This window comes from Nocardioides zeicaulis, assembly GCF_042432345.1.
GTDB lineage: Bacteria > Actinomycetota > Actinomycetes > Propionibacteriales > Nocardioidaceae > Nocardioides > Nocardioides zeicaulis.
Map to the genome: position 1 here is coordinate 312585 of NZ_JBHLXH010000002.1, position 20125 is coordinate 332709.

A 20125-nucleotide genomic window follows, 5' to 3' on the forward strand; every position below is an offset into this window, starting at 1 on the left:
TGGTGGGCCATCTCGGCCTCCCGGGCCCGGGTGCCGTCGGCCGCGAGCCGCTCGGGCGTCGCGTCGCGGCGGGCGAGGAGGCAGTAGGCCACCATCCGGGCCAGGTGGTCGGCGAGCGGCACGTCCGTGGACTCGACCAGCAGCTCCCACAGGTCGTCGTGGTCCTGGCACCCCATCCGCCGGGCCAGGTCGCGGAGTGCGTCGCTGTGGCCGTAGTGGGCCTCGTCGACCAGCACGGTCGTCTCTCCCGGCTGCTCGTCGTGCGCCGGGTCGGGACCGGCCACACCGAGGACCTGCGCCACGTGGTCGAGGTCGCAGAACTCCACCGGCACGCCGGCGTCGGCGGCCAGCCGGGCGGCGACGAGCTCGGGCGAGTGGTCGCAGAACGGGACGAAGGCGCCCGCCGTGGCGTCGGGCCGCCCGGGCACGGTGTGCCGGGCCCACGCGTAGATGGCCAGCGGCTGGCGGGCGTCGGGGTGGAGCAGCTCGGGCAGCAGGTGGGTGAACCCCCGCGGCCCCTCGATGAGGACGCGCGAGGGCCGGTGCTGCTCGAAGGCCTGCCGCACCGCCCTCGCGCACGCCGGGGAGTGGTGGCGGACCGGCACGACGACCAGCGCGTCGCTGACCAGCCGCTCCGCGAGGGCCCGCACGTCGGCGGCGGTGGGTGGGGCGGGCACGGGTCAGCGCTCCAGCTCGGCGCGCGCGGCGAGCATGCCCTTCCACTGCCGGTCGTGGCGGGCACGGGGCTTCACCACGGTGTCGAAGTAGTGGCGCAGCTTGGTGCCGTCGTCGGGGTTGTCCTTGAGGACCGTGCCGATCAGCTGGCGCGCGACGTGCTCGCCCGCGACCGTGCCCTCCCCGAAGTAGTGGGCGTCCAGGCACGCCGCGTAGCCGACCGACACCGCCTCGGCCGCGCTCATCACGGCCGTCGGCCGCTCGACGACGGTGCCGTCGTCGGTGACGCCGCTGCGCAGGTCGGAGAAGGCCGTCACGAGCAGGTCGACCACCTCGTCACCCAGCCGCGTCGCGACGTCGGCGAGCCCGAGGAGCCCGGCCGTCTGCTCCTTCACCAGCCGCGCCTCCAGCGCCCGGTCGCGGATGGGGCGCACGGTCTCGAAGCTGAAGCGCCGCTTGAGCGCGCTCGACATCTCGTGGACCCCCCGGTCGCGCAGGTTGGCGGTGGCGAGGACGTTGAACCCCCGTGCGGCGAAGACGGTCGCGTCGGAGCCGGTGAGCTCGGGGACGTGGAGCACCTTGTCGGACATCAGGCCGATCAGGACGTCCTGGATCTCGGGCTGGACCCGGGTGACCTCCTCGAACCGGCAGACCTGTCCGCCCGCCATGGCCCGGTGCATCGGCCCGCGCACCAGGGCGCGCAGGCTCGGTCCCTCGGAGAGCAGGAGGGCGTAGTTCCACGAGTACGTGATCTGGTCCTCGGTGGTGCCGGAGGTCCCCTGCACGGTGCAGGTGGACTCCCCCGACACGGCTGCCGACAGCAGCTCGGAGAGCATCGACTTGGCCGTGCCGGGCTCCCCGACGAGCAGCAGCCCGCGGTTGCTCATCAAGGTGACCACGCACCGGTCGACGAGCGCGTCGTCGCCGTAGAACTTGCTGCTCACCCCGAGCGCGGCATCGCCGAGCACGAACGCCCGGACGGCGCGCGGGGTCAGCCGCCACCCCTCGGGTCGCGGGCCGTCGTCCGCACGGGCGAGCCTGTCGAGCTCGTCGGCGTACGCGACCTCGGCGGGTGCGCGCAGGGTCGTCGCGGGTCCGTTCACAGCTGGGTCACCTTCTCCCACTCGGGGTCGTGGCCGGGCCCCAGCGAGGCGAGCGAGGCCATGTCGTTGCGGCACTCCGAGAGCAGCACCGGGGGTACGTCGCGCAGCGCCGTGGCGGACGCGTGCTGGACCATGCCGTCCCGGGTGGGCGCGAACTCCAGCCGCGTGAGGGCCACCGTCCGGTTCTCCTCCGGGACGCCGTTGCCGGTGAAGCCGAGCCGCGCGGTGAGGCCGAGGCCGGGGAAGCGCTTCTCGTAGCAGTGGAACCATCCGGCGTCCTCGACCGGGCCGCGGGTCCAGCCGAGCTTGAGCGCCCGGCCGCGCAGCTGGAACGCCTCGAGGAGGTGCCCCTCGAACTCGGTGATCGCGGTGGCGGTGCGCAGGTCCTCGGGGAGCTCCCACACGGCCGAGCCGAACTGCTGGAACAGCGGGGTCACCTCGTAGTCGGCGAGGTGGTCGACCCAGCCCTCGGCGGCCTCGGCCGGCAGCGTGGTCTGGTGGGCGAGGGAGACCAGCCACGTCGGGTCGAGGTCGACCGGCGCGTCGTCGACGTCGGTGAGGGTCCCGTCCTCCAGCGGTCGGAAGGTCACCAGACGTGGGTCGTCCGCGTCGTCGGGACGCGCCAGCCAGACCAGCCGGCCGACGAGGTGGCGCAGGACGGGGTGGGCTGCCAGGTGGTCGAGCCAGTCGCCGGCCGGCCACGTGCGCCCGGTGCACAGCGCCTCGTAGAGACGGTCCTGCTGGACCCGGGCGAGGGCCTTGAGCTCCTTGCGGGCGCTCGCCAGGTCCTTCTTGGCCTGCCGGGCAGCCTCGGCGTCGTCGGACTGCCGGGGCGCGGGCAGCGCCTTGACCACCGTCCCCTCCGGGCTGCGCAGCTGGAGGGTGAGGTCGGCGAGCAGGTGCGCGGTGAAGACCCGGTCGCGGTAGGGCAGCGCGAGGACGCCGTCGCGGTCGAGCCCGAGGTCGGGGACCGTGCGGTCGGCGAGCTCGTCGAGGGTCCAGCCGCGTCGCTCGGCGAGGGCCGCGGCGAGCCGCACGGCCTCGTCCTGGAAGGCCTTGGTGCGGAAGCGCGACCCGACCGAGAGCACCAGCTGGATCGCTGCCGGGTGGTCCACCCACGACAGCATCGCCAGCAGCGCCTTGCCCTGCGAGGCGCGCATGCCGTACCACTCCCGCAGGTAGCGCTCCGCGGGTGCGACGACTCCCTGGCCGGCGCAGGCACCGACGACCGCGAGCAGGCCCTTGGACGAGGCCGCCGAACCCTCCGGGACGCCGCCCGGACCCGGCCGGAGGTCCTCGGCCAGCCACGCCGCCAGGAGCCGCTCGGCGAACCGCTCGGCGTCCGCGCGATCGAACATCGCGCACGCACGACGCACGATCGCGTTGGGCTCCGGCGACTTGGCCCGCACCGCCTGGACGAGCAGCCCCTCGAGCAGGGCACGCGGCACGGGGCCGCCGTCGGACCAGCGCACGTCGGGGAGCGTCGTCACGTCGAGCCAGGCCAGCTCGCGCGGGGCGCCCTTGGCGACCGCTGCCTCGGCGTCCGCCACCAGCCGCTCGCGCGAGAGGTAGGTCGCCGGGTCCTCGCCCGCCGCCTCGAGGGCGTCGAGCAGCGCCCCGCGCACGGTGTCCTGGCGTTCCTTCGCGTAGGCCGCTGCCAGGAGGGGCACCACCGCGGGGTCACCGATCTCGGTGAGCCACTGCGCCGCGGACAGCCGCACGTCGGCCTTGCCGCTCGAGAGCGCCGCCGCGCAGCGCGCGGCGCGGCCGGGATCCTTCGCGAGCGCCCGGCGCGCCTTGGCCCGTTCCGCCTTCGCCCCGGTCAGCGCCACCTCGTGGAGCCGGTCGAGGACGCGCGCCGGCGTGCGGGGCAGCGTCGCGAGCGCGCGGTAGCCGGCGTCGGGGTCCTGGTCCCAGGAGGACGGCTTCTCCAGCGGGAGCGTGTCGAGGTTGGCGGCGACGAACGGCCACACGTCGTCGTCGGGCCACTCCCGCGCGACGGAGTCCCAGGTGTGGCCGTACATCCCCCAGACGACGTAGGCGCCCTGGAGGCCACCGGCATCGAGCAGCCGCTGCAGCTCGCGCAGGGTGGGCCGGCCGGTGGCGCGGTGTGCTGCCTCGACCAGGATCGACCAGGTGATCCCCTGGCGGGGCGTCACCAGCCGGTGCGCCTCGTCGGCGCACCGGAGGAGCACGCCCGGCGAAAGAGCCGGGTCGCCGGCCAGCTCCATGAGCACGAACGGGAGCCGGACGTGCCGGGCCAGCACGCTGGGGGCGAGCTCGGGCGGCGCGGGGTCGGTGAGACGTGCGGCGATCGCGTCGGCCTCGCGCTGGCCGGGCACCGCGCGGTCCGTCCGTGCCGGCGTGGGGCGCCCCTGCCGCGCCGCACGGTGCTGCTCGTCGCGCGCGTACTGCTGGTTGAGGCTGTCGATCTCGTGCGCCAGGCCCGCGACCAGCGTGCGGGCGATCCGGTCGGCGGAGGTGCGGTCGGTCGACCACGTCAGCGGCGCCTCCTCCGGCAGGTCCCACTCGTCGGGCTCGGGCGCGGTGTCGGCGGCGTCCCAATGCCCGAGCAGCGCCTGGACGCTCGCCGCGCGGTCGTCGGCGGCGACCCGACGCGCCTCCTCGCGAAGGTCGGGCCGGTCCTCACCGAGCTGCCAGAGCAGCGACAGCGCGTGGACGCGCGTGTCGGGCTTCGCCTCGGTCGCGATCGCGAGGAGGCGCTCGACGGACCCCTCCCCCGTGCGGAGCAGCAGAGGACGCGCCGCGTCGCGCACCTTCGCGCTGCCCGCGGTCGCGGCGACCGCGAGGCCCGCGGCGTGCACCGCGAGCTCGGAGTCGGAGAGGCCCTCGAGCATCCGCAGGGTGTGCAGCCGCTCGTCGACGGCGCCCTCGACGAGGTGGGGCGTGACGGCCGGGCCGTGGGCGGCGAGCAGCGCTCCCCATCCGGGCATCCTCGACATCACCCAGCCCACGGGGTTGGGCCGCCAGGTGTGCGCACCGGGAGCGAGGGCCTGGGCGACGACGACGTCGGGGCTCGCACCGAAGCGGTCGCCCAGCGCGAGGACGAAGCCGACGGTGAGTCCGTGGGTGTCGAGCCCGGGCAGGTGGGAGAGCTGACCGACCAGGGCCTCCACCCAGGCGCCCGGCCCCGGCTGCTGTGCGCCGGACCGGCTGGCCTCGAGGTGGAGCATCACGTGCAGCAGCCGCTCCCAGCGGTCGACCTCCCCCACGTCGGTGCCGTCGGCGACCGCACCGCAGACCTCGACGAGGTCGGCGTAGGCCGCGCCGAAGTGCGTGCCGTAGTGGCCGTTGGGGTCGACCAGGACGGCTCGGACCTGCCCGAACGGCACCTCACCGGTCAGCAGGTAGGAGGCGACGAGCGCCTGCTGTCGCCTGTCGGGCGGCCGCGGGTTGCGCCAGTCGCGCGTCACCGAATCGGTCAGGGCAGCCGCGACCCGCGCCCACGCGGCGTCGGTGCCCCGCACCTCGTGGCGCGGCGCCCGCACCTTGCTGAACCAGCCCATCGCCTGCTCCTGCGACTCGCCGGCGGGTCGCCCCCGCCTCGTGCGACGAAGGCTGCCAGTTCGCACCGACACCCGCAGCGGATCGGCGCGATCCGGCGCGTCGTCAGAAGCCGAGCTTGCGCAGCTGGCGCGGGTCGCGCTGCCAGTCCTTGGCGATCTTCACCTGGAGGTCGAGGTAGACCGGCGTGCCGAGGAGCGCCTCGATCTGCTTGCGGGCGGCCGTGCCCACCGCGCGCAGCCGCGAGCCCTTGTGGCCGATCATGATGCCCTTCTGGGAGTCGCGCTCGACGTAGAGGTTCGCGACGATGTCGAGCAGCGGCTTGTCGTCGGGCCGCCCCTCGCGCAGGCCCATCTCCTCCACCACGACGGCGATCGAGTGGGGCAGCTCGTCGCGCACGCCCTCCAGCGCGGCCTCGCGGATGAGGTCGGCGGCGAGCGCCTCCTCGGGCGCGTCGGTGAGGTCGCCGTCGGGGTAGAGCGGCGGGCCCTCGGGCATCAGGCCCACCAGCAGGTCGGCGAGCAGGTCGACCTGGTCGCCGGACCGCGCCGACACCGGCACGATCTCGGCCCACTCGGTCGAGGTCTCGGCGCCGAGCTGCTGGATGTCGAGGAGGTGCTGGCCCAGCTGCTCGGGCGCGACCAGGTCGGTCTTGGTGGCCACCGCGATCCGCACCGTGCGACGTACCTTGGCCAGCTCGGTGACCAGGAACCGGTCGCCGGGGCCGATCTTCTCGTTGGCCGGGAAGCACACGGCGACCACGTCGACCTCGGCCCACGTCGTGCGCACCAGGTCGTTGAGGCGCTCACCCAGGAGCGTGCGCGGCCGGTGGAGGCCGGGGGTGTCGACGAGGATCAGCTGCGCGTCGTCGCGGTGCACGATCCCGCGCACCACGTTGCGGGTGGTCTGCGGCTTGGACGAGGTGATGACGATCTTCTGCCCGACGAGCGCGTTGGTGAGCGTCGACTTGCCGGCGTTGGGCCGCCCCACGAAGGAGGCGAAGCCGCTGCGGAAACCCTCGGGCGCCTCGTAGAACGCACCCGCCGGGGCGACCCCGGAGAGGTCGAAGTCGTCGTCCAGCTCGTCGTCGTCCTCATCGTCGTCCTCGTCGTCGAGCTCCTCGTCCGCGAGGTCGGACAGCTCGTCCTCCACGACGTCCGGGCCGCCCTGCTCGCCCTGCTCGCCCTGCTCGCCCTGCTCGCCCTGCTCGCCCTGCTCGCCCTGCTCGCCCTGCTCGTGCTGCTCAGCCATCGCTCGCCTCCCGCGCTGCGTCGTACTCCGCCCAGATCTGCTCGTCACTCTTGCCTGCCGCCTTGCCCGCGCGCCAGATCGGGCCGGGGTCGACCGCGCGCGGCTGCCGGCCGGCGGTGGCGCGCCAGTAGCCCATCACGTCGTAGTGGCTGGTCGGCAGCCGCACCTCGCGCATCAGGTGCTTGCGGATCGCGCGCATCTGCGCGGACTCGCCGGCCATCCAGAAGTAGCCCTCGCCGGCCGGCCACTCCAGCGCCTCGACGGCCCCGGCGAGCCCGCTCTGCCCGGAGGACGGCGGCGCGAGCCAGGTGGTGTCGACGTGGCCGGGGAGGTAGCCCGCGAGGTCGTCGGGCACCTCCGCGAGCACCCGGGTGGGCAGGTCGGGGCGGGCCTCGGCGATCCGCGCCATCGCTGGCATCGCGGTGAGGTCGCCGACCAGCAGCAGCCACTGCGCGCCCGCGGGGGGGTCGAAGGAGGCCTTCGGCTCGGTGATCGTGACCGTGTCGCCGACGCAGTCGCGCATCGCCCACTCCGTCACCAGACCGACGTCGTGCACGACCACGTCGAGGGTCAGCTCACCGCCGTCGAACGAGCGCACCGTGTAGTAGCGGCTCTGGAACTGCCCGGGCACCACCAGACCGACCCACTCGTCCGGGACGCCGCTGCTCGCGAAGCCGTCGAGGCCGTCGAGCACCAGCCGGACGAGGTGGTCGGTCAGGGGCTCGCGTCGTGCGACGCGCGCCTGGAACTGTGCTGCCCGGGTGCTCACGGACGAAGGCTATCGAGCACTCACCAGTCGGGTCGCATCGGGAAATCGGCCCGCCCGTCGTCGTGGTTGCGGGTGGCGAGCACCTGGTGCAGCTCGACCTCGTCGCGCTCGAAACCGACCCGCGAGCCGGCGATGTAGAGGCCCCACACGCGGGCGGTCCCCTCCCCCACCTCGGCCACGCACTCGTCCCAGTTCTCGACCAGGTTGCGGTTCCAGTCGCGCAGCGTCGAGGCGTAGTGCAGCCGCAGGTTCTCGCTGTGCTGCACCTCCAGCCCCTGGTCCTGCGCGGCCGCGATGATCGTGCCCGAGCCGATCAGCTCGCCGTCGGGGAAGACGTAGCGGTCGATGAACGCACCGGTCTCGGTGCGCCGGTTGTGGCTGCGGGTGATGCTGTGGTTGAGCAGCCGGCCGCCGGGCTTGAGCCGGTCGCGCAGGTGCGAGAAGTACGACGGGTAGTTGCGCACGCCGATGTGCTCGGTCAGCCCGATGGAGCTGACGGCGTCGAAGTCGTTCTCGACGACGTCGCGGTAGTCGAGGTGGCGCACCTCGGCGAGGTCGCCGAGCCCCTCGCGGTCGATGGCCTCCTTCGCCCACTGCGCCTGCTCGAGCGACAGCGTGACGCCGAGCGCCTTCACGCCGTACTCGCGGGCGGCGTGGCGCACCATCGTGCCCCAGCCGCAGCCGACGTCCAGCAGCTTCTGGCCGGGCTCGAGGCCGAGCTTGCGGGCGACGAGGTCGAACTTGGCGAACTGCGCCTCCTCGAGGGTGGCCTCCGGCGTCTCGTAGAGGGCGCACGTGTAGGCCATCGAGGGGCCGAGCACCATCTCGTAGAAGCGGTTCGACACGTCGTAGTGGTGCGAGATGACCTCCGCGTCGCGCATCATCGAGTGCCGCAGGCCCTCGACGGCGCGCCGCCAGCGCGGCAGGTGCTCCTGCGGCGGGGGCGGCGGCGGCTTCAGGTGGGAGAACCCGAGCCCGCGGGCGATCTGCAACGCCTCCGACGGCGTCGGCACGCGGAACTTCGTGTGGTCCTTGAGCAGCACCAGTGCGTCGTAGGGGTCACCGGGGTGCACGCCGCTGATGTCGAGGTCGCCGCTGACGTAGGCGCGCGCCATCCCGAGGTCGCCGGGCGCGGTCATCAGGTACGCCAGGCCCCGCTCGGTGCGCAGGTCGAGCCCGATCTCCGCCTCGGGCGGGCCGGCGCTGCTGCCGTCGTAGGCAGTGAACCGCACCGGCAGCCCGCCCCTCACCAGACGCCCCATCGCGTCGCCGATGGCCATCCGTCCAGACGTGCGCGCGCCTGTCCTCGATGTCGTGCTCATCGTCCTCCCACCACCTTGTCGTAGAGACCGGTCAACCGGTCGTCGGGGTCGTGGCGCGCCTTGACGCGCGCCAGCTGCTCGCCGCCATAGAGGCGGTCGAAGGTCTCCGGGGCGTAGAACGCCTCGGAGTACAGGCTCTTGTGGCCGCCGAGCTCGGTGACCTTGGCCTCGATCGCGCGGTTGCGCGGGGCCTGCGGGGCGTCGGGGCCGACGTTGACCACGCCCCAGAAGCCGACGTTGACGTAGGTCTGGCCCGCGGTGAGCGGGTACGTCGGCCAGGGCCGGCCGGCCTCGCCGCCCCCGTCCTGGCGCCGCAGCCGCAGCGGGCACAGCCACACCGGGCGCATCCCGACCTCGCGGTCGAACCACGCGAGGAACTCCGGCAGCGCCTCCACCGGCACCTCGACGTCCTGCACGACGCGCTCGCCCTGCGGACGCCCGGCGCGGCGGTCGAGCCGGTCGCCGACGTGGAACCGGCGGTCGAGCGCGACCAGCTTCCAGTAGACGTCGGAGCGCCGCAGCCGGCGCGGCCACACCCGCCGCACCAGCGGGTGCTGGGCCCCGAACGCGCGCGAGCACCAGAACCAGTCGGTGTCCCAGCGCCACAAGTAGTCGTAGGTGGTCAGCTCATCGGTGCGCCGCTGCTGCACCGAGCGGTAGTAGACCTGCTGGCGGGTGTAGTCGCTCGGCCGACGGGCCGGGCCCTCGCGCCAGCGCGCGAGCGTCAGGTAGGCCTCGCCGGGCGCGAAGGCGGTTCCGTCGATGGCGTCCACCCGCTCGCCGTCGTGCTCGCCGCTCGTGACCACCTGCTCGATCGTCGCCGCGAGCTCGTCGAGGTCGTCGACGCGCACGTGCTCGAGCGCGACGTGGCCGGGGGCCCGCTCGAGCTCGATCCGCAGGCGGGTGGCGTAGCCCAGCGAGCCGTAGGAGTTGGGGAAGGCGTCGAAGAGCTCGTCGCCCGGCTTGGTCGTCACGATCTCGCCGGAGCCCGTGACGACGTCCATCTCGAGGACCGACTCGTGCGGCAGCCCGCTGCGGAAGCTGGTCGACTCGATGCCCAGTCCCGTGACGGCGCCGCCGAGGGTGATCGTGCGCAGCTGCGGCACGACCAGCGGGATCCGGCCGTGGGCGAGGGTCGCGTCGACGAGGTCCTCGTAGGTGCACATGCCCTGCACCTCCGCGACCTGGTCGTCGACCTCGATCACGCCCGCGAGCCCCGACACGTCCAGGCCGGCGGCCTGCCGGTCCCGGCCGCGGAAGAGGTTGCTCGTGCGCTTCGCCAGGCGCACCGGTGATCCCGGTGGCAGCGCGGCGTAGGAGTCCCTCAGCCGTGCCACGCCTCGCTCGTGCTCGTCCCACCCGACCGGCATCACCACGCCCGCAACGCTAGCGACTCGCACAACGGACGGCGAGGGGGTTCCACGTCCGGTGGGACTGCCGGCGGCGCCGGGCCCGGCCGGGCGGGCGCTAGGGTCCCGGTCATGCCGCGCCAGGTCGTCGTGATCGTGATCCCGGTCCTGTTCATGCTGCTCGTGGGCGTCGTCGCCTACGCGTCTCGGCGCAGCCTCACGAGCCGGCTCTATCCCGGGGCCGGGCTCGACGACTGGCGACGGGTCGCCGCCGGGCTCTCCTGGCGTGACCGCTGGGCGGTCTCCCGGGCCAACGCGACCGGTCGTGAGGCGCCGCCCCGGCTCGCGCCCCACGCGGTGCGACGCGGTGAGGTGATGATCGCCTGCATCGGGTCCTGGTCCGACCGACGCTCGCCCTTGCGGAAGACCTGGCGCGGCCTCGGCCTGCTGTTCGCGCTGCTCTGCGCCCTCAGCATCGCCCTGGTCGCCTCGGGCGAGCGGGAGTGGCACAACTGGCTGCAGGTCGTCACCCAGGGGTCGCTCGCGGTCATGTCGCTGACCACGCCGGCGTTGCAGCGCCGACAGCTGCCGAAGCTCCGCCGGTCGGTCGAGCGCAACCGCGCCCTCGTGGCCGCCCAGGTGTGACCGCGCCCGGTCAGGTGGTCGAGCGGGTGTGCAGGCGCCCGTCCGGGCGCCCGATGAGCACCGGGACGTCGGCACCGGCGAAGTCGCGGGCTGCGGCCACGTCGACGTCGTCGCCCTCGGTGAGCACGACGGCCGCCTCGAGGCCGGCCGAGCCGGAGGAGAGCGCCATCGCCACGCAGACCTCGAGGGCGGTGACGCTGAGGTGGTCGAGCCGCACGCTCGCGGCGGCGTACGTGCGCCCGTCGAGGTCGCGCACCGCGGCGCCCTCGGCGGCGCGGGCGCGGGCACGGGTCGCCCGGGCGAGGGTCACCAGCTTGGCGTCCTCGGCGGGGAGGTCGGCGGAGAGGTCGGCCTGCACGTCGTCCATGCCGAGCAGCCTAGTGAGCCGTCGCGGCCCTGCTCGCGTCGCCGTCGGCGGCGTGCTCCGGCGGCAGGACGTGGACCAGCACGGTCTCGATCTTGTTGCGGCGCCCGGTGGCGCGCTCGGCCTCCAGACGCAGGCCGTGGCACTCGACGACGGAGCCGGGGATCGGGACCTTGCCGAGGTGCTTGGCCATCAGCCCCCCGACGCTGTCGACGTCGTCGTCCTCGACCGCGAAGCCGACGAGCTCGTCGAGGTCGTCGACCGGGTAGCGCGACGACACCCGGATGGCGCCGCCCTCGAGGTGCTCGGCCTCGACCTCCTCGTCGTCGTACTCGTCGGTGATCTCGCCGACGATCTCCTCCAGCACGTCCTCGATGGTGATCAGGCCGGCGGTGCCGCCGTACTCGTCGACGACGACCGCGATGTGCTGCCGGCGCGCCTGCAGCTCGCTGAGGAGCGCGTCGACGGGCTTGGAGTCCGGCACGTAGTGGACCGGGCGCATCACCTCGTCGACGCGCTGGGTGAACTCGACGTCGGGCGCCTCGAAGTCACGGCGCACGAGGTCCTTGAGGTAGGCCATGCCCACGATGTCGTCGAGGTTCTCGTCGACCACCGGGATGCGGGAGTAGCCGCTGCGGAGGAAGAGCGACAGGGTCTGGCGGATGTTCTTGTGCCGCTCGATGTAGACCACGTCGGGGCGCGGCACCATCACCTCGCGGGTGATCGTGTCGCCGAGCTCGAAGACGGAGTGGATCATCCGCCGCTCGCCGGACTCGATCACCGCGGACGCCTCGGCCAGGTCGACCAGCTCGCGCAGCTCGGTCTCGGTGGAGAACGGCCCCTCGCTGAACCCCTTGCCGGGCGTGATGGCGTTGCCGAGCAGGATCAGCAGTGCCGGGATCGGGCCCAGGATCGTCGTGACGAGCGACAGCGGGCCGGCGGAGAGCAGCGCGACCCTGACGTCGTTCTGGCGACCCAGCGTGCGCGGGGCCACGCCGATGGCGACGAACGAGACGACGAGCATGACGCCGACGGTGGTGAGCACGCTCGGCACGAGCGCGTCGTGGTAGGCGTCGCGGGCCCAGGTGCCGACCAGCACGATCGCGCTGATCTCGCAGAGCAGGCGCAACAGCAGGGCGGTGTTGAGGTAGCGCGCAGGGTCGTCGAGCAGCCGGACCAGGCGGGCGGCGCCCGGTCGTCCCTCGGCGCGCAGCTCCTCCGCGCGGGCGCGCGAGAACGTCGAGAGCGCCGCGTCGGCGGCTGAGAAGAGCCCGGCCAGCACGACCAGCACCGCGGCCGACCCGAGCTGCCAGATGTCGGCGGTCATCGTCGGCCCCTCAGGCGGGATCGGCGCCCGACGCGGACGTCGTGCGCCACTTCTCGAGCAGCTCGCCCTGCAGGCCGAACATGACGGCGTGCTCCTCGGGCTCGGCGTGGTCGTAGCCGAGGAGGTGCAGGATGCCGTGGACGGTGAGCAGGTCGATCTCGGCCTCGCGACCGTGACCGGCCTCGACGCCCTGGCGCTCGGCCACCGACGGGGCCAGCACGAGGTCGCCCAGGACGCCCTCCTCCGGCTCCTCGTTGACCTTGCCCGGTCGCAGCTCGTCCATCGGGAAGGCCAGCACGTCGGTGGGGCCCTCCTTCTCCATCCACTGCTCGTTGAGCTCGGCGATGGTGTCCTCGTCGACGGCCTTGATGCACAGCTCGGCCATCGGGTGCACGCGCATCTCGTCCATGACGAAGCGCGCGAGGCGGGAGAGCCGGCGCACGTCGACCTCGGCGCCCGACTCGTTGAGCACCTCGATCGTCATCGCTTCCCCCGTCCGCGGTCGGGGCGGGCCGACGTCGACGTCGGCCGCTTGGTGGCCTCCCGCTCGGCGTCGAACACCTCGTAGGCCTCGACGATGCGCCCGACGAGGCGGTGGCGCACCACGTCGGTGCCGGTGAGGCGGCAGAAGGTGATGTCGTCGACGCCGTCGAGGATGCCCTCGACCACGCGCAGGCCCGACTGGGTGCCCGAGGGCAGGTCGACCTGGCTGGTGTCGCCGGTGACGACGATGCGCGAGCCGAAGCCGAGGCGCGTGAGGAACATCTTCATCTGCTCGGGCGTGGTGTTCTGCGCCTCGTCGAGGATGATGAAGGAGTCGTTGAGCGAGCGTCCGCGCAGGAACGCCAGCGGCGCAACCTCGATGGTGCCGGCGGCGAGGAGCTTCGGGATCGTCTCGGGGTCGACCATGTCGTGCAGCGCGTCGTAGAGCGGGCGCAGGTAGGGGTCGATCTTCTCGCTCAGCGTGCCGGGCAGGAAGCCGAGCCGCTCCCCCGCCTCGACGGCCGGGCGGCTCAGGATGATCCGGTTGACCTCCTTGGCCTGCAGCGCCTGCACGGCCTTGGCCATGGCCAGGTAGGTCTTGCCGGTGCCGGCCGGGCCGATGCCGAAGGTGATCGTGGACTTGTCGATCGACTCGACGTAGCGCTTCTGGTTGAGCGTCTTCGGCCGGATCGTGCGGCCGCGGTTGGAGAGGATGTTGAGGCTCAGCACGTCGGCCGGGCGCTCCTGGGTCTCCGTGCGCAGCATCTGCACGATGCGCTCGACGGTCTCGTCGCTGACGCCCTGCCCGGTGCGGACGAGCGTCACGATCTCGTCGAGCAGCCGCTCGGCCATCGCGACCTCGGCGGAGTCGCCGGTCAGCGTGATGCGGTTGCCGCGGACGTGGACGTCGGCGTTGAAGACCCGCTCGATGACCCGCAGGTGCGCGTCGCCCGGTCCGAGGACGGAGACCATGTCGATGCTGGTGGGGACGACGACGGTGTGCGCCGGCTTCTCCTGCGGAGCGCCTGGCTGGTGGGTGTCAGTCATGGATGCCCGAGCGGGCGGCCTTCCGGGTCGGTGGTGGAGACCTCCCATGCTACCGAGCGCACCGCGCGCGTCCCACCCGGTTCAGGGGCGGGTGACCTGGAGCATCCCGAGGCACATCTCGTCGGTGGTGCCCTCGCCCCAGGCGACGTAGCGGTCGGGCTGTCCCTCGAAGGCGGGCAGCCTGTCGCGCAGCCACTGCACGTGGTGGCAGGTGACCTTGACCTGCTGGAACGCCTCGAGGTGGATCGGGGCGATCGGCCGGCTCCCCTGGTCGTCGAAGTCCCACACCGGGATGTCGAGGATGGTGCGCGCCTGCGGGGTGTCGGGGTTGACCTCGATCCTGATCGAGCGGCCGAGCAGGTGCATGTGCCCGGCGACGCCGTGGATGGTGATCGGCTCGGCCAGGGTGCGCACGCACGACTGCACTTCGCCGGGCTGGGGCTTCGTCCCGCACAGGACGTGGAGCAGGTCGGCGGTGCGGGCCTCGGCGCCGAACCGCTCGTGCAGGTCGACGAGGGCTGCGTCGCGGTCGCACAGCGGTCCGTCGTCGTGCTTGGGCCGGCAGGGCAGCTCGACGGGCGCGGGCAGCAGCATGGTGTGGAGCGCCTGGTACGGGCGCGTGCCGGGCGCGAGCCGCAGCTGCGCGGCCGAGGTGTCGGGGCCGGGGCCGGTCAGCAGGTTGTAGTGGACCTGCATGACGATGCGGCTGCCGGCCTCGAGGCGGGTGCCGAAGCCGGGCTTGGTGACCGTCTCCTTGCCGCCCGGCGCCCAGGCGCCGATCCACGAGGCGTCGTTGACGTCCTGGAAGGGGTCGAGCCCGGTGCCGCCGAAGCAGGTCCAGCCCTCCCCCTCCTCGGCCGCGTCCTTGGCCTCGGCCGCCGCGACCTGGTCGGGCCGGACCCGGAAGAGGATGACGTGGTGCACGGTGTCGGGGTTGCCCGGCAGCACCTGGGTGCCGGTGAGCCAGGCAGGCTCGTCGAGCTCGGGGTCGAGCAGGAAGCAGCGGTAGTCGTCGGTGCCGGTGCCGTAGGGGGCCGACGGGGTGTAGCCGCCCGGCATCGCGATCGTCGTACGGGTCTCGCCGGGGCGCAGCGGGCTCGCCTTGCGCGGCTTCGCATAGTGGCCGGCGTGCGTGTCGGTCCCGGCTGCGGTCCCGGCTGGGGTGTCCCCGGCGGTGTCCGCGGTCGTCGAGTCACCGGGCCGGGCGACGCCTCCGGCCGGGTCGGCCGAGCCACCGGAGCCGGGGCCGCAGGCGGCCAGGAGCAGGGTGGACGCCGCGACCGCGAGGGCGGTGCGCAGCCGGGAGGGTCGAGGACGTGTGCTCATCAGACCAGGGACTCCGTCATGCGCGTCGTGCCGGCGAGCACGTGCAGGTGGGTGTGGAAGACGGTCTGACCGGCGCCGGCGCCGGTGTTGGCGACCAGCCGGTAGTCGTCGTGGCCGGCCTCGCGCGCGACCTCGCCGGCGAGGAGGACGAGGTGGCCGAGCGCGGCAGGGTCGGCGGCGGCGGACGCCGCTGCGTTCTCGTGGTGGTCGAAGGGGATGACGAGGGCGTGGAAGGGCGCCTGCGGGTGGAGGTCGCGGATCGCGAGGGCCCGCTCGCCGCGCCCGAGCACCTCCGCCGGGAGGTCCCCCGCCACGATCTTGCAGAAGACGCAGTCGTCCACCGTCACCGTCATCCCCCCAGCCTAGGGTCCGCGGGCGCGGCGTGGGACCTCTTCGCGACCCGTCCTGCCGCCTAGCGTGGCGTCATGACCTTCCCCGTCACCGTCCCCGCGCGCCCCGGCGTACGCCGCTGGGCCGGCGCAGCCGCCCTCGCCGCGGCCTGCACCCTGTCGCTCGCCGCCTGCGGGGACGACGCCGACCCGACGCCGGTCTCCGAGAGCGCCGGGGCCCCGACGAGCGCGGCGGGGACGGGCTCGGACAGCGCGGCCCCGAGCCAGGACCCCACCGGCTCGGAGACGTCGAAGCCCTCGAGCACGGCGTCGCCGGAGAGCACGGCCGTCCCGGTCTACTTCGTCGGCGACGGACCCGGCGGCACGCCCCGGCTGTTCCGCGAGTTCCACCGCGTCAGCGGTGACCCGCTCGTCGAGGCGGCGCGCCTCGTCGCCGGCGGCACGCCCGACGACCCCGACTACCGGACCCTGTGGCCCCAGGTGGAGATCACCTCGGTGCAGGCCACCGACGGCGTGCTGCTGGTGACCGTCCCGTCCGACGCGTTCACCGAGGCCCCCGACGGGATGGGCGAGCGCGACGCGAGGCTCGCGCTGCAGCAGCTGGTCTACACGCTGCAGGGCGTGCAGCAGGAGCGGGTGCCCGTGCAGGTGCAGCGCGAGGGGGGCGCGAGCCTCTTCGGGCTCCCGACGAGCACGCCGTTCGAGGCGGCCGACCCGCTCGAGACGCTCAACCTCGTCAGCATCACCTCCCCCGCCGAGGGCGACACCGTCACCGGCGACACGCTGGCGGTGAGCGGGGTGGCGAGCTCGTTCGAGGCGTCGGGTCCGTGCCGGCTGCTCCGCGGCGACGAGGAGCTGGCCATGGTCGGCTACCAGGCCGAGGGCTGGATGGACCGGCTCTACCCGTTCCAGGCAGAGCTGCCGCTCGACGGCATCACGGGCGAGGTCACGCTGCAGTGCGAGACCGACGACCCCAGCGGCGGCACCGAGGGCGACGGGCCGGCCGTCGACACCAGGACGATCACGATCGGCTGAGCCGTCAACCGGGTGCCGCTCCGGGGCGTCACACGGTGTGACCACCCAGACCAGGCCCCGCCGAGGGAGGACCCCGGTGCCCGACCACCTGAGCCTCGTCGGCGCCGATGCCGACGCCGCGGTCGAGCAGATGTACGCCGCGCACTGGCCCCAGCTCGTCCGGCTCTCGACGCTCCTCGTCCACGACCAGCAGGCGGCCGAGGACGTCGTCCAGGACGCGTTCGTCGCGATGCACGGGAAGTGGTCGCGGCTGCGCGACCCCGACAAGGCCCTGGCCTACCTGCGCCAGGCGGTGGTCAACCGCTCGCGCTCCGCGCTGCGGCACCGCGCCGTCGTCGAGCGGCACGTCCGCACGAGCGCGCCGGGCGAGGGCGCGGTCGAGGGTCCGAGCCTGGGCGGCGCCCGGCGTGACGCGGTCCGCGACGCGCTGCTCCGGCTCACCGAGCGGCAGCGCGAGGTGCTGGTGCTGCGCTACTACCTCGACTGGTCGGAGGCGCAGATCGCCGACGCCCTCGGCGTCTCGCGCGGCGCCGTGAAGTCGCACGCATCCCGCGGCAGCGCCGCCCTGCGCGCGCTGCTCGGCGACTGGTGGGAGGACCCGTCATGAACGACCTGCAGATCCGCGACCTCCTCCACGAGGTGGCCGACGACGTGGTGCCCGGCGACCGCCTCGACGCGATCCGCGCCGCGACCGCCTCCCCGACCCGTCGGCGTACGCACCGGGCGTGGTGGGCCACCGGCGGCGCCGGGCTGGCCGCCGCCTCCGTCGTCGCGGCCCTCGCGCTCACCACCGGCGGGGCGCCGCAGTCCGGCGACCCCGGCCCCGCGGACCAGCCGACGGGCGGCGCCACCTCGAGCGCCGGGCCCACCGTCCCCAGCCCTGCGGCGGTCTACTTCGTGGGCGACACGGCCGAGGGCCCGCGGCTGTTCCGGGAGTTCCGCGCCGACTTCGCGTCCGACGACGCTGTCTGGGCGATCAACGCGGCGCTGGGCGGCGATGCCCTTGACCCGGACTACCGGTCGCCGTGGCCGGCCGGCGTCACGCTGAGCCAGTGGATCCCCCGTCCTGACGTGATCCAGGTCGTCCTCACCGACGCTCCGGTCGACCGCCCGCCTGGGATGAGCGAGCGGGACGCCCGTCTGGCGCTCGAGCAGGTCGTGCGCACCGCCCAGGCAGTCAGCGGCGAGGGCAAGGTGCCGGTGGACGTGCAGGTCGAGGGGCGGGTCACCGACACCATCCTCGGCGTGCCCACGACGGCGCCGCTGACGGGCTCCCCCGATCTCGACGTGCTCGCCCCCGTGTCGTTGTCCGACCCGTCGGAGGGCATGCGGCTCGACCCCGACCTCCCGTTCACCGTGCGCGGCCGCGGCACCAGCGCCGACGGGGCGGTGCAGGTGCGGATCCAGCGCTGGGAGGGGACGGCTGTCGTCGCCGAGCGGACGGTCGAGGGTGCACTGGGGGACGACCGGCTGTCCTCCTTCGGGGAGACCTTCGACCTCTCCGACGTCCCGCCCGGCGACTACGACGTCATCGCCACCGTCCAGAACCCCGACGGCACGGTCGACTCCGACACCCGCCGGATCACGGTGGTCGACTGACGCGCGTCAGCCCCAGCGGGGCGTGCGCGCGAGCAGCGCGGCGACGGCCACCACGCCGGCGGTGGAGGTGCGGAGCACCTCGGCACCCAGGCGGACGGTCTGAGCGCCGGCGGCCTCGAGCGCGGCGAGCTCGTCGGGGGCGATCCCGCCCTCCGGGCCGACCACGACGACGATGCGCCCCGACGCCGGGACGTCGAGGGCGGAGAGCGGCTGGCTGGCGTCCTCGTGCAGCACGACCGCCAGGTCGGCCTCGCCGACGAGGGAGGCGAGGTCGGCGGTCGTGGCGAGCGGGGTGACGGTCGGGTGCCAGGACCGGCGCGACTGCTTGGCGGCCTCGCGGGCGGTGGCCTGCCACTTCGCGTGCGACCTGGTGGCCCGCTCGCCCTTCCACACCGCCACGGAGCGCGACGCCGCCCACGGGACCACCCGGTCGACGCCGACCTCGGTGAGCACCTCGACGGCGAGCTCGCCGCGCTCGCCCTTGGGCAGCGCCTGCACGACGGTGACGGCCGGCTCGGGCCGCTCGGCGGAGACGACCTCCTCGACCGTGACCGTGAAGAGCCGCTTGGCGGTCTCGGCGACCGGTCCGGTGACCGCGGTGCCGCGGCCGTCGGTCAGCACCACGCGCTCACCCTCGCGCAGACGGCGTACGGCGACCGCGTGGTGCGCCTCGTCACCGGTCACCTCGACGACCGCGCCGGCGGCCACGCCGGCCAACGACTCGACGAGGTGGACCGGCAGCGACACGGCTCAGCCGCCCTGGAAGGCGTCGCGCAGCCGGCCGAACATCGACTTGTGCGGCGCCTGCACCCGACCGTCGGGCGTCTCCTCGCCGCGGATCGCGGCCAGCTCGCGCAGCAGCTCCTCCTGGCGGGGGTCGAGCCGCGTCGGGGTGTCGACCCGCACGCTGACGACGAGGTCGCCACGACCGCCGCGCAGGCTCGGCACGCCGAAGCCCTTGATCACCTGCTCGCTTCCCGACTGGGTGCCGGGGCGCACGTCGAGGTCGAACGTCGTGACGGTGCCCGCGTCCTCGCCGTCGCCGGCGTCCTCGGACCGCTCGAGGTCGGCCTCGAGCAGCGGGAGCGTGAGCTGGGTGCCGAGCGCGGCCGCCGTCATCGGCAGCGTGACCGTGGTGTGCAGGTCGTTGCCGTGGCGGGTGAAGGTGGCGTGCGGCTCGACGTGGATCTCGACGTAGAGGTCGCCGGCCGGACCGCCGCCGGGGCCGACCTCGCCCTGGCCGGTGAGCTGGACGCGGGTGCCCATGTCGACGCCGGCGGGGATCTTGACCGTCAGCGTGCGGCGCGAGCGGACCCGGCCGTCGCCGGAGCACTCGCGGCACGGGTCGGGGATGACCGAGCCGTAGCCGCGGCAGGCCGCGCAGGGGCGCAGCGTGCGGATCTCGCCGAGGAACGAGCGCTGCACGACGGCGACCTCACCCTGGCCGTGGCAGGTCTCGCAGGTGACCGGCGAGGTGCCGGGAGCGGTGCCCTTGCCCTCGCAGGCCTCGCAGGTCAGGGCGGTGTCGACCTTGAGCTCGCGGGTCACGCCGAACGCCGCCTCGGCCAGGCTCACGTCGAGCCGGATCAGGGCGTCCTGGCCGCGCCGCGCCCGGGAGCGGGGGCCCCGGTTCTGGCCACCGGCACCGGCGGCACCGCCGCCGAAGAAGGCGTCCATGATGTCGGTGAAGGAGAAGCCCTGGCCGGCGCCGCCGAAGCCCTGCCCGAAGGCGTCGCCGCCCCGGTCGTACGCCTGGCGCTTGGCCGGGTCGCTCAGCACCTCGTAGGCGCGCGAGACGTCCTTGAACCGGTCCTGCGTCTCGGGGTCGGGGTTGACGTCGGGGTGCAGCTGGCGGGCCAACCGACGGTAGGCCTTCTTGATCTCGTCGGCGCTGGCGTCACGAGAGACGCCGAGGATCTCGTAGGGGTCCTGGGTCACTGGTTTCCTTCATCGAG

General features: G+C 73.9%; 19 protein-coding genes. 4 read left to right on the forward strand and 15 right to left on the reverse strand.

Features of this window, described 5'->3' with window-relative positions:
- The 7 genes from ACFFJG_RS15995 to ACFFJG_RS16025 all read right to left on the reverse strand — a co-directional run.
- On the reverse strand, nt 1-677 hold a 677-nt coding region (locus tag ACFFJG_RS15995; RefSeq protein WP_378519781.1), incomplete at its 3' end, for a DUF5682 family protein.
- Between the two features lie 3 nt (nt 678-680).
- On the reverse strand, nt 681-1778 hold the full coding sequence (locus ACFFJG_RS16000) for an ATP-binding protein (protein WP_378519782.1): 1098 nt from the start codon (nt 1776-1778) through the stop codon (nt 681-683).
- Complete coding sequence (locus ACFFJG_RS16005; protein ID WP_378519783.1) at nt 1775-5305, reverse strand: DUF4132 domain-containing protein; 3531 nt, start codon at nt 5303-5305, stop codon at nt 1775-1777. Before ACFFJG_RS16005 ends, ACFFJG_RS16000 begins: the two co-directional genes overlap by 4 nt.
- A 103-nt stretch (nt 5306-5408) precedes the next feature.
- On the reverse strand, nt 5409-6554 hold the full coding sequence (gene era / locus ACFFJG_RS16010; protein WP_378519784.1) for a GTPase Era: 1146 nt from the start codon (nt 6552-6554) through the stop codon (nt 5409-5411).
- Nucleotides 6547-7323, reverse strand: a complete 777-nt coding sequence (locus ACFFJG_RS16015; RefSeq protein WP_378519785.1) for a siderophore-interacting protein — start codon at nt 7321-7323, stop codon at nt 6547-6549. The genes era and ACFFJG_RS16015 overlap by 8 nt, the downstream gene beginning before the upstream one ends.
- Nucleotides 7324-7343: 20 nt before the next feature.
- Nucleotides 7344-8603: a class I SAM-dependent methyltransferase gene (locus ACFFJG_RS16020; protein WP_378519786.1), complete on the reverse strand. Its 1260-nt coding sequence runs from the start codon at nt 8601-8603 to the stop codon at nt 7344-7346.
- A gap of 38 nt (nt 8604-8641) precedes the next feature.
- Nucleotides 8642-9982: an FAD-binding oxidoreductase gene (locus tag ACFFJG_RS16025; protein ID WP_378519787.1), complete on the reverse strand. Its 1341-nt coding sequence runs from the start codon at nt 9980-9982 to the stop codon at nt 8642-8644.
- A gap of 144 nt (nt 9983-10126) precedes the next feature.
- Between ACFFJG_RS16025 and ACFFJG_RS16030 the strand changes: the two genes are divergently transcribed.
- A complete protein-coding gene (locus tag ACFFJG_RS16030) occupies nt 10127-10639 on the forward strand; it encodes a hypothetical protein (protein WP_378519788.1) in 513 nt (170 codons plus the stop codon).
- A gap of 10 nt (nt 10640-10649) precedes the next feature.
- Here ACFFJG_RS16030 and ACFFJG_RS16035 read toward each other — a convergent pair whose 3' ends face one another.
- From ACFFJG_RS16035 to ACFFJG_RS16060, 6 genes are all read right to left on the reverse strand, one after another.
- Nucleotides 10650-11006 (reverse strand): cytidine deaminase-like protein, encoded by a 357-nt coding sequence (locus ACFFJG_RS16035; protein ID WP_378519789.1) that lies wholly within the window; start codon nt 11004-11006, stop codon nt 10650-10652.
- A 10-nt stretch (nt 11007-11016) separates the two neighbouring features.
- The gene (locus ACFFJG_RS16040; protein ID WP_378519790.1) at nt 11017-12330 is read right to left on the reverse strand and encodes a hemolysin family protein; all 1314 of its coding nucleotides are present in this window, start codon (nt 12328-12330) and stop codon (nt 11017-11019) included.
- A 10-nt stretch (nt 12331-12340) separates the two neighbouring features.
- Nucleotides 12341-12814 carry an rRNA maturation RNase YbeY gene (gene ybeY / locus ACFFJG_RS16045; protein ID WP_378519791.1) on the reverse strand — a complete coding sequence of 158 codons (474 nt, stop codon included), beginning with the start codon at nt 12812-12814 and terminating at the stop codon, nt 12341-12343.
- Nucleotides 12811-13860 carry a PhoH family protein gene (locus tag ACFFJG_RS16050; protein ID WP_378519792.1) on the reverse strand — a complete coding sequence of 350 codons (1050 nt, stop codon included), beginning with the start codon at nt 13858-13860 and terminating at the stop codon, nt 12811-12813. The genes ybeY and ACFFJG_RS16050 overlap by 4 nt, the downstream gene beginning before the upstream one ends.
- Before the next feature lie 81 nt (nt 13861-13941).
- Nucleotides 13942-15186 carry a hypothetical protein gene (locus tag ACFFJG_RS16055; protein ID WP_378519793.1) on the reverse strand — a complete coding sequence of 415 codons (1245 nt, stop codon included), beginning with the start codon at nt 15184-15186 and terminating at the stop codon, nt 13942-13944.
- The gene (locus tag ACFFJG_RS16060) at nt 15186-15539 is read right to left on the reverse strand and encodes an HIT domain-containing protein (protein ID WP_378519794.1); all 354 of its coding nucleotides are present in this window, start codon (nt 15537-15539) and stop codon (nt 15186-15188) included. Before ACFFJG_RS16060 ends, ACFFJG_RS16055 begins: the two co-directional genes overlap by 1 nt.
- 72 nt (nt 15540-15611) lie before the next feature.
- Here ACFFJG_RS16060 and ACFFJG_RS16065 point away from each other — a divergent pair, with 72 nt between their 5' ends.
- From ACFFJG_RS16065 to ACFFJG_RS16075, 3 genes are all read left to right on the forward strand, one after another.
- Entirely contained in the window at nt 15612-16571 is a 960-nt protein-coding gene (locus ACFFJG_RS16065) for a Gmad2 immunoglobulin-like domain-containing protein (RefSeq protein ID WP_378519795.1), read from the forward strand.
- Between the two features lie 76 nt (nt 16572-16647).
- Nucleotides 16648-17178: a SigE family RNA polymerase sigma factor gene (locus ACFFJG_RS16070; protein WP_378519796.1), complete on the forward strand. Its 531-nt coding sequence runs from the start codon at nt 16648-16650 to the stop codon at nt 17176-17178.
- Nucleotides 17175-18170: a GerMN domain-containing protein gene (locus ACFFJG_RS16075; protein ID WP_378519797.1), complete on the forward strand. Its 996-nt coding sequence runs from the start codon at nt 17175-17177 to the stop codon at nt 18168-18170. The genes ACFFJG_RS16070 and ACFFJG_RS16075 overlap by 4 nt, the downstream gene beginning before the upstream one ends.
- Nucleotides 18171-18176: 6 nt before the next feature.
- Here the strand turns inward: ACFFJG_RS16075 and ACFFJG_RS16080 are convergent, their stop codons facing one another.
- The gene (locus ACFFJG_RS16080; protein WP_378519798.1) at nt 18177-18917 is read right to left on the reverse strand and encodes a 16S rRNA (uracil(1498)-N(3))-methyltransferase; all 741 of its coding nucleotides are present in this window, start codon (nt 18915-18917) and stop codon (nt 18177-18179) included.
- 3 nt (nt 18918-18920) lie between these two features.
- Nucleotides 18921-20108 (reverse strand): molecular chaperone DnaJ, encoded by a 1188-nt coding sequence (gene dnaJ / locus ACFFJG_RS16085; protein WP_378519799.1) that lies wholly within the window; start codon nt 20106-20108, stop codon nt 18921-18923.
- Nucleotides 20109-20125: the final 17 nt, after the last annotated feature.

Coding starts and splice junctions, on each gene's coding strand:
- ACFFJG_RS16060 (WP_378519794.1), bottom strand. CDS start 15,539: ATGACGGTGACGGTGGACGACTGCGTCTTCTGCAAGATCGTGGCGGGG.
- ACFFJG_RS16030 (WP_378519788.1), top strand. CDS start 10,127: ATGCCGCGCCAGGTCGTCGTGATCGTGATCCCGGTCCTGTTCATGCTG.
- ACFFJG_RS16055 (WP_378519793.1), bottom strand. CDS start 15,186: ATGAGCACACGTCCTCGACCCTCCCGGCTGCGCACCGCCCTCGCGGTC.
- ACFFJG_RS16075 (WP_378519797.1), top strand. CDS start 17,175: ATGAACGACCTGCAGATCCGCGACCTCCTCCACGAGGTGGCCGACGAC.
- ACFFJG_RS16005 (WP_378519783.1), bottom strand. CDS start 5,305: ATGGGCTGGTTCAGCAAGGTGCGGGCGCCGCGCCACGAGGTGCGGGGC.
- ACFFJG_RS16020 (WP_378519786.1), bottom strand. CDS start 8,603: ATGGCCATCGGCGACGCGATGGGGCGTCTGGTGAGGGGCGGGCTGCCG.
- ACFFJG_RS16050 (WP_378519792.1), bottom strand. CDS start 13,860: ATGACTGACACCCACCAGCCAGGCGCTCCGCAGGAGAAGCCGGCGCAC.
- ACFFJG_RS16040 (WP_378519790.1), bottom strand. CDS start 12,330: ATGACCGCCGACATCTGGCAGCTCGGGTCGGCCGCGGTGCTGGTCGTG.
- ACFFJG_RS16065 (WP_378519795.1), top strand. CDS start 15,612: ATGACCTTCCCCGTCACCGTCCCCGCGCGCCCCGGCGTACGCCGCTGG.
- era (WP_378519784.1), bottom strand. CDS start 6,554: ATGGCTGAGCAGCACGAGCAGGGCGAGCAGGGCGAGCAGGGCGAGCAG.
- ybeY (WP_378519791.1), bottom strand. CDS start 12,814: ATGACGATCGAGGTGCTCAACGAGTCGGGCGCCGAGGTCGACGTGCGC.
- ACFFJG_RS16035 (WP_378519789.1), bottom strand. CDS start 11,006: ATGGACGACGTGCAGGCCGACCTCTCCGCCGACCTCCCCGCCGAGGAC.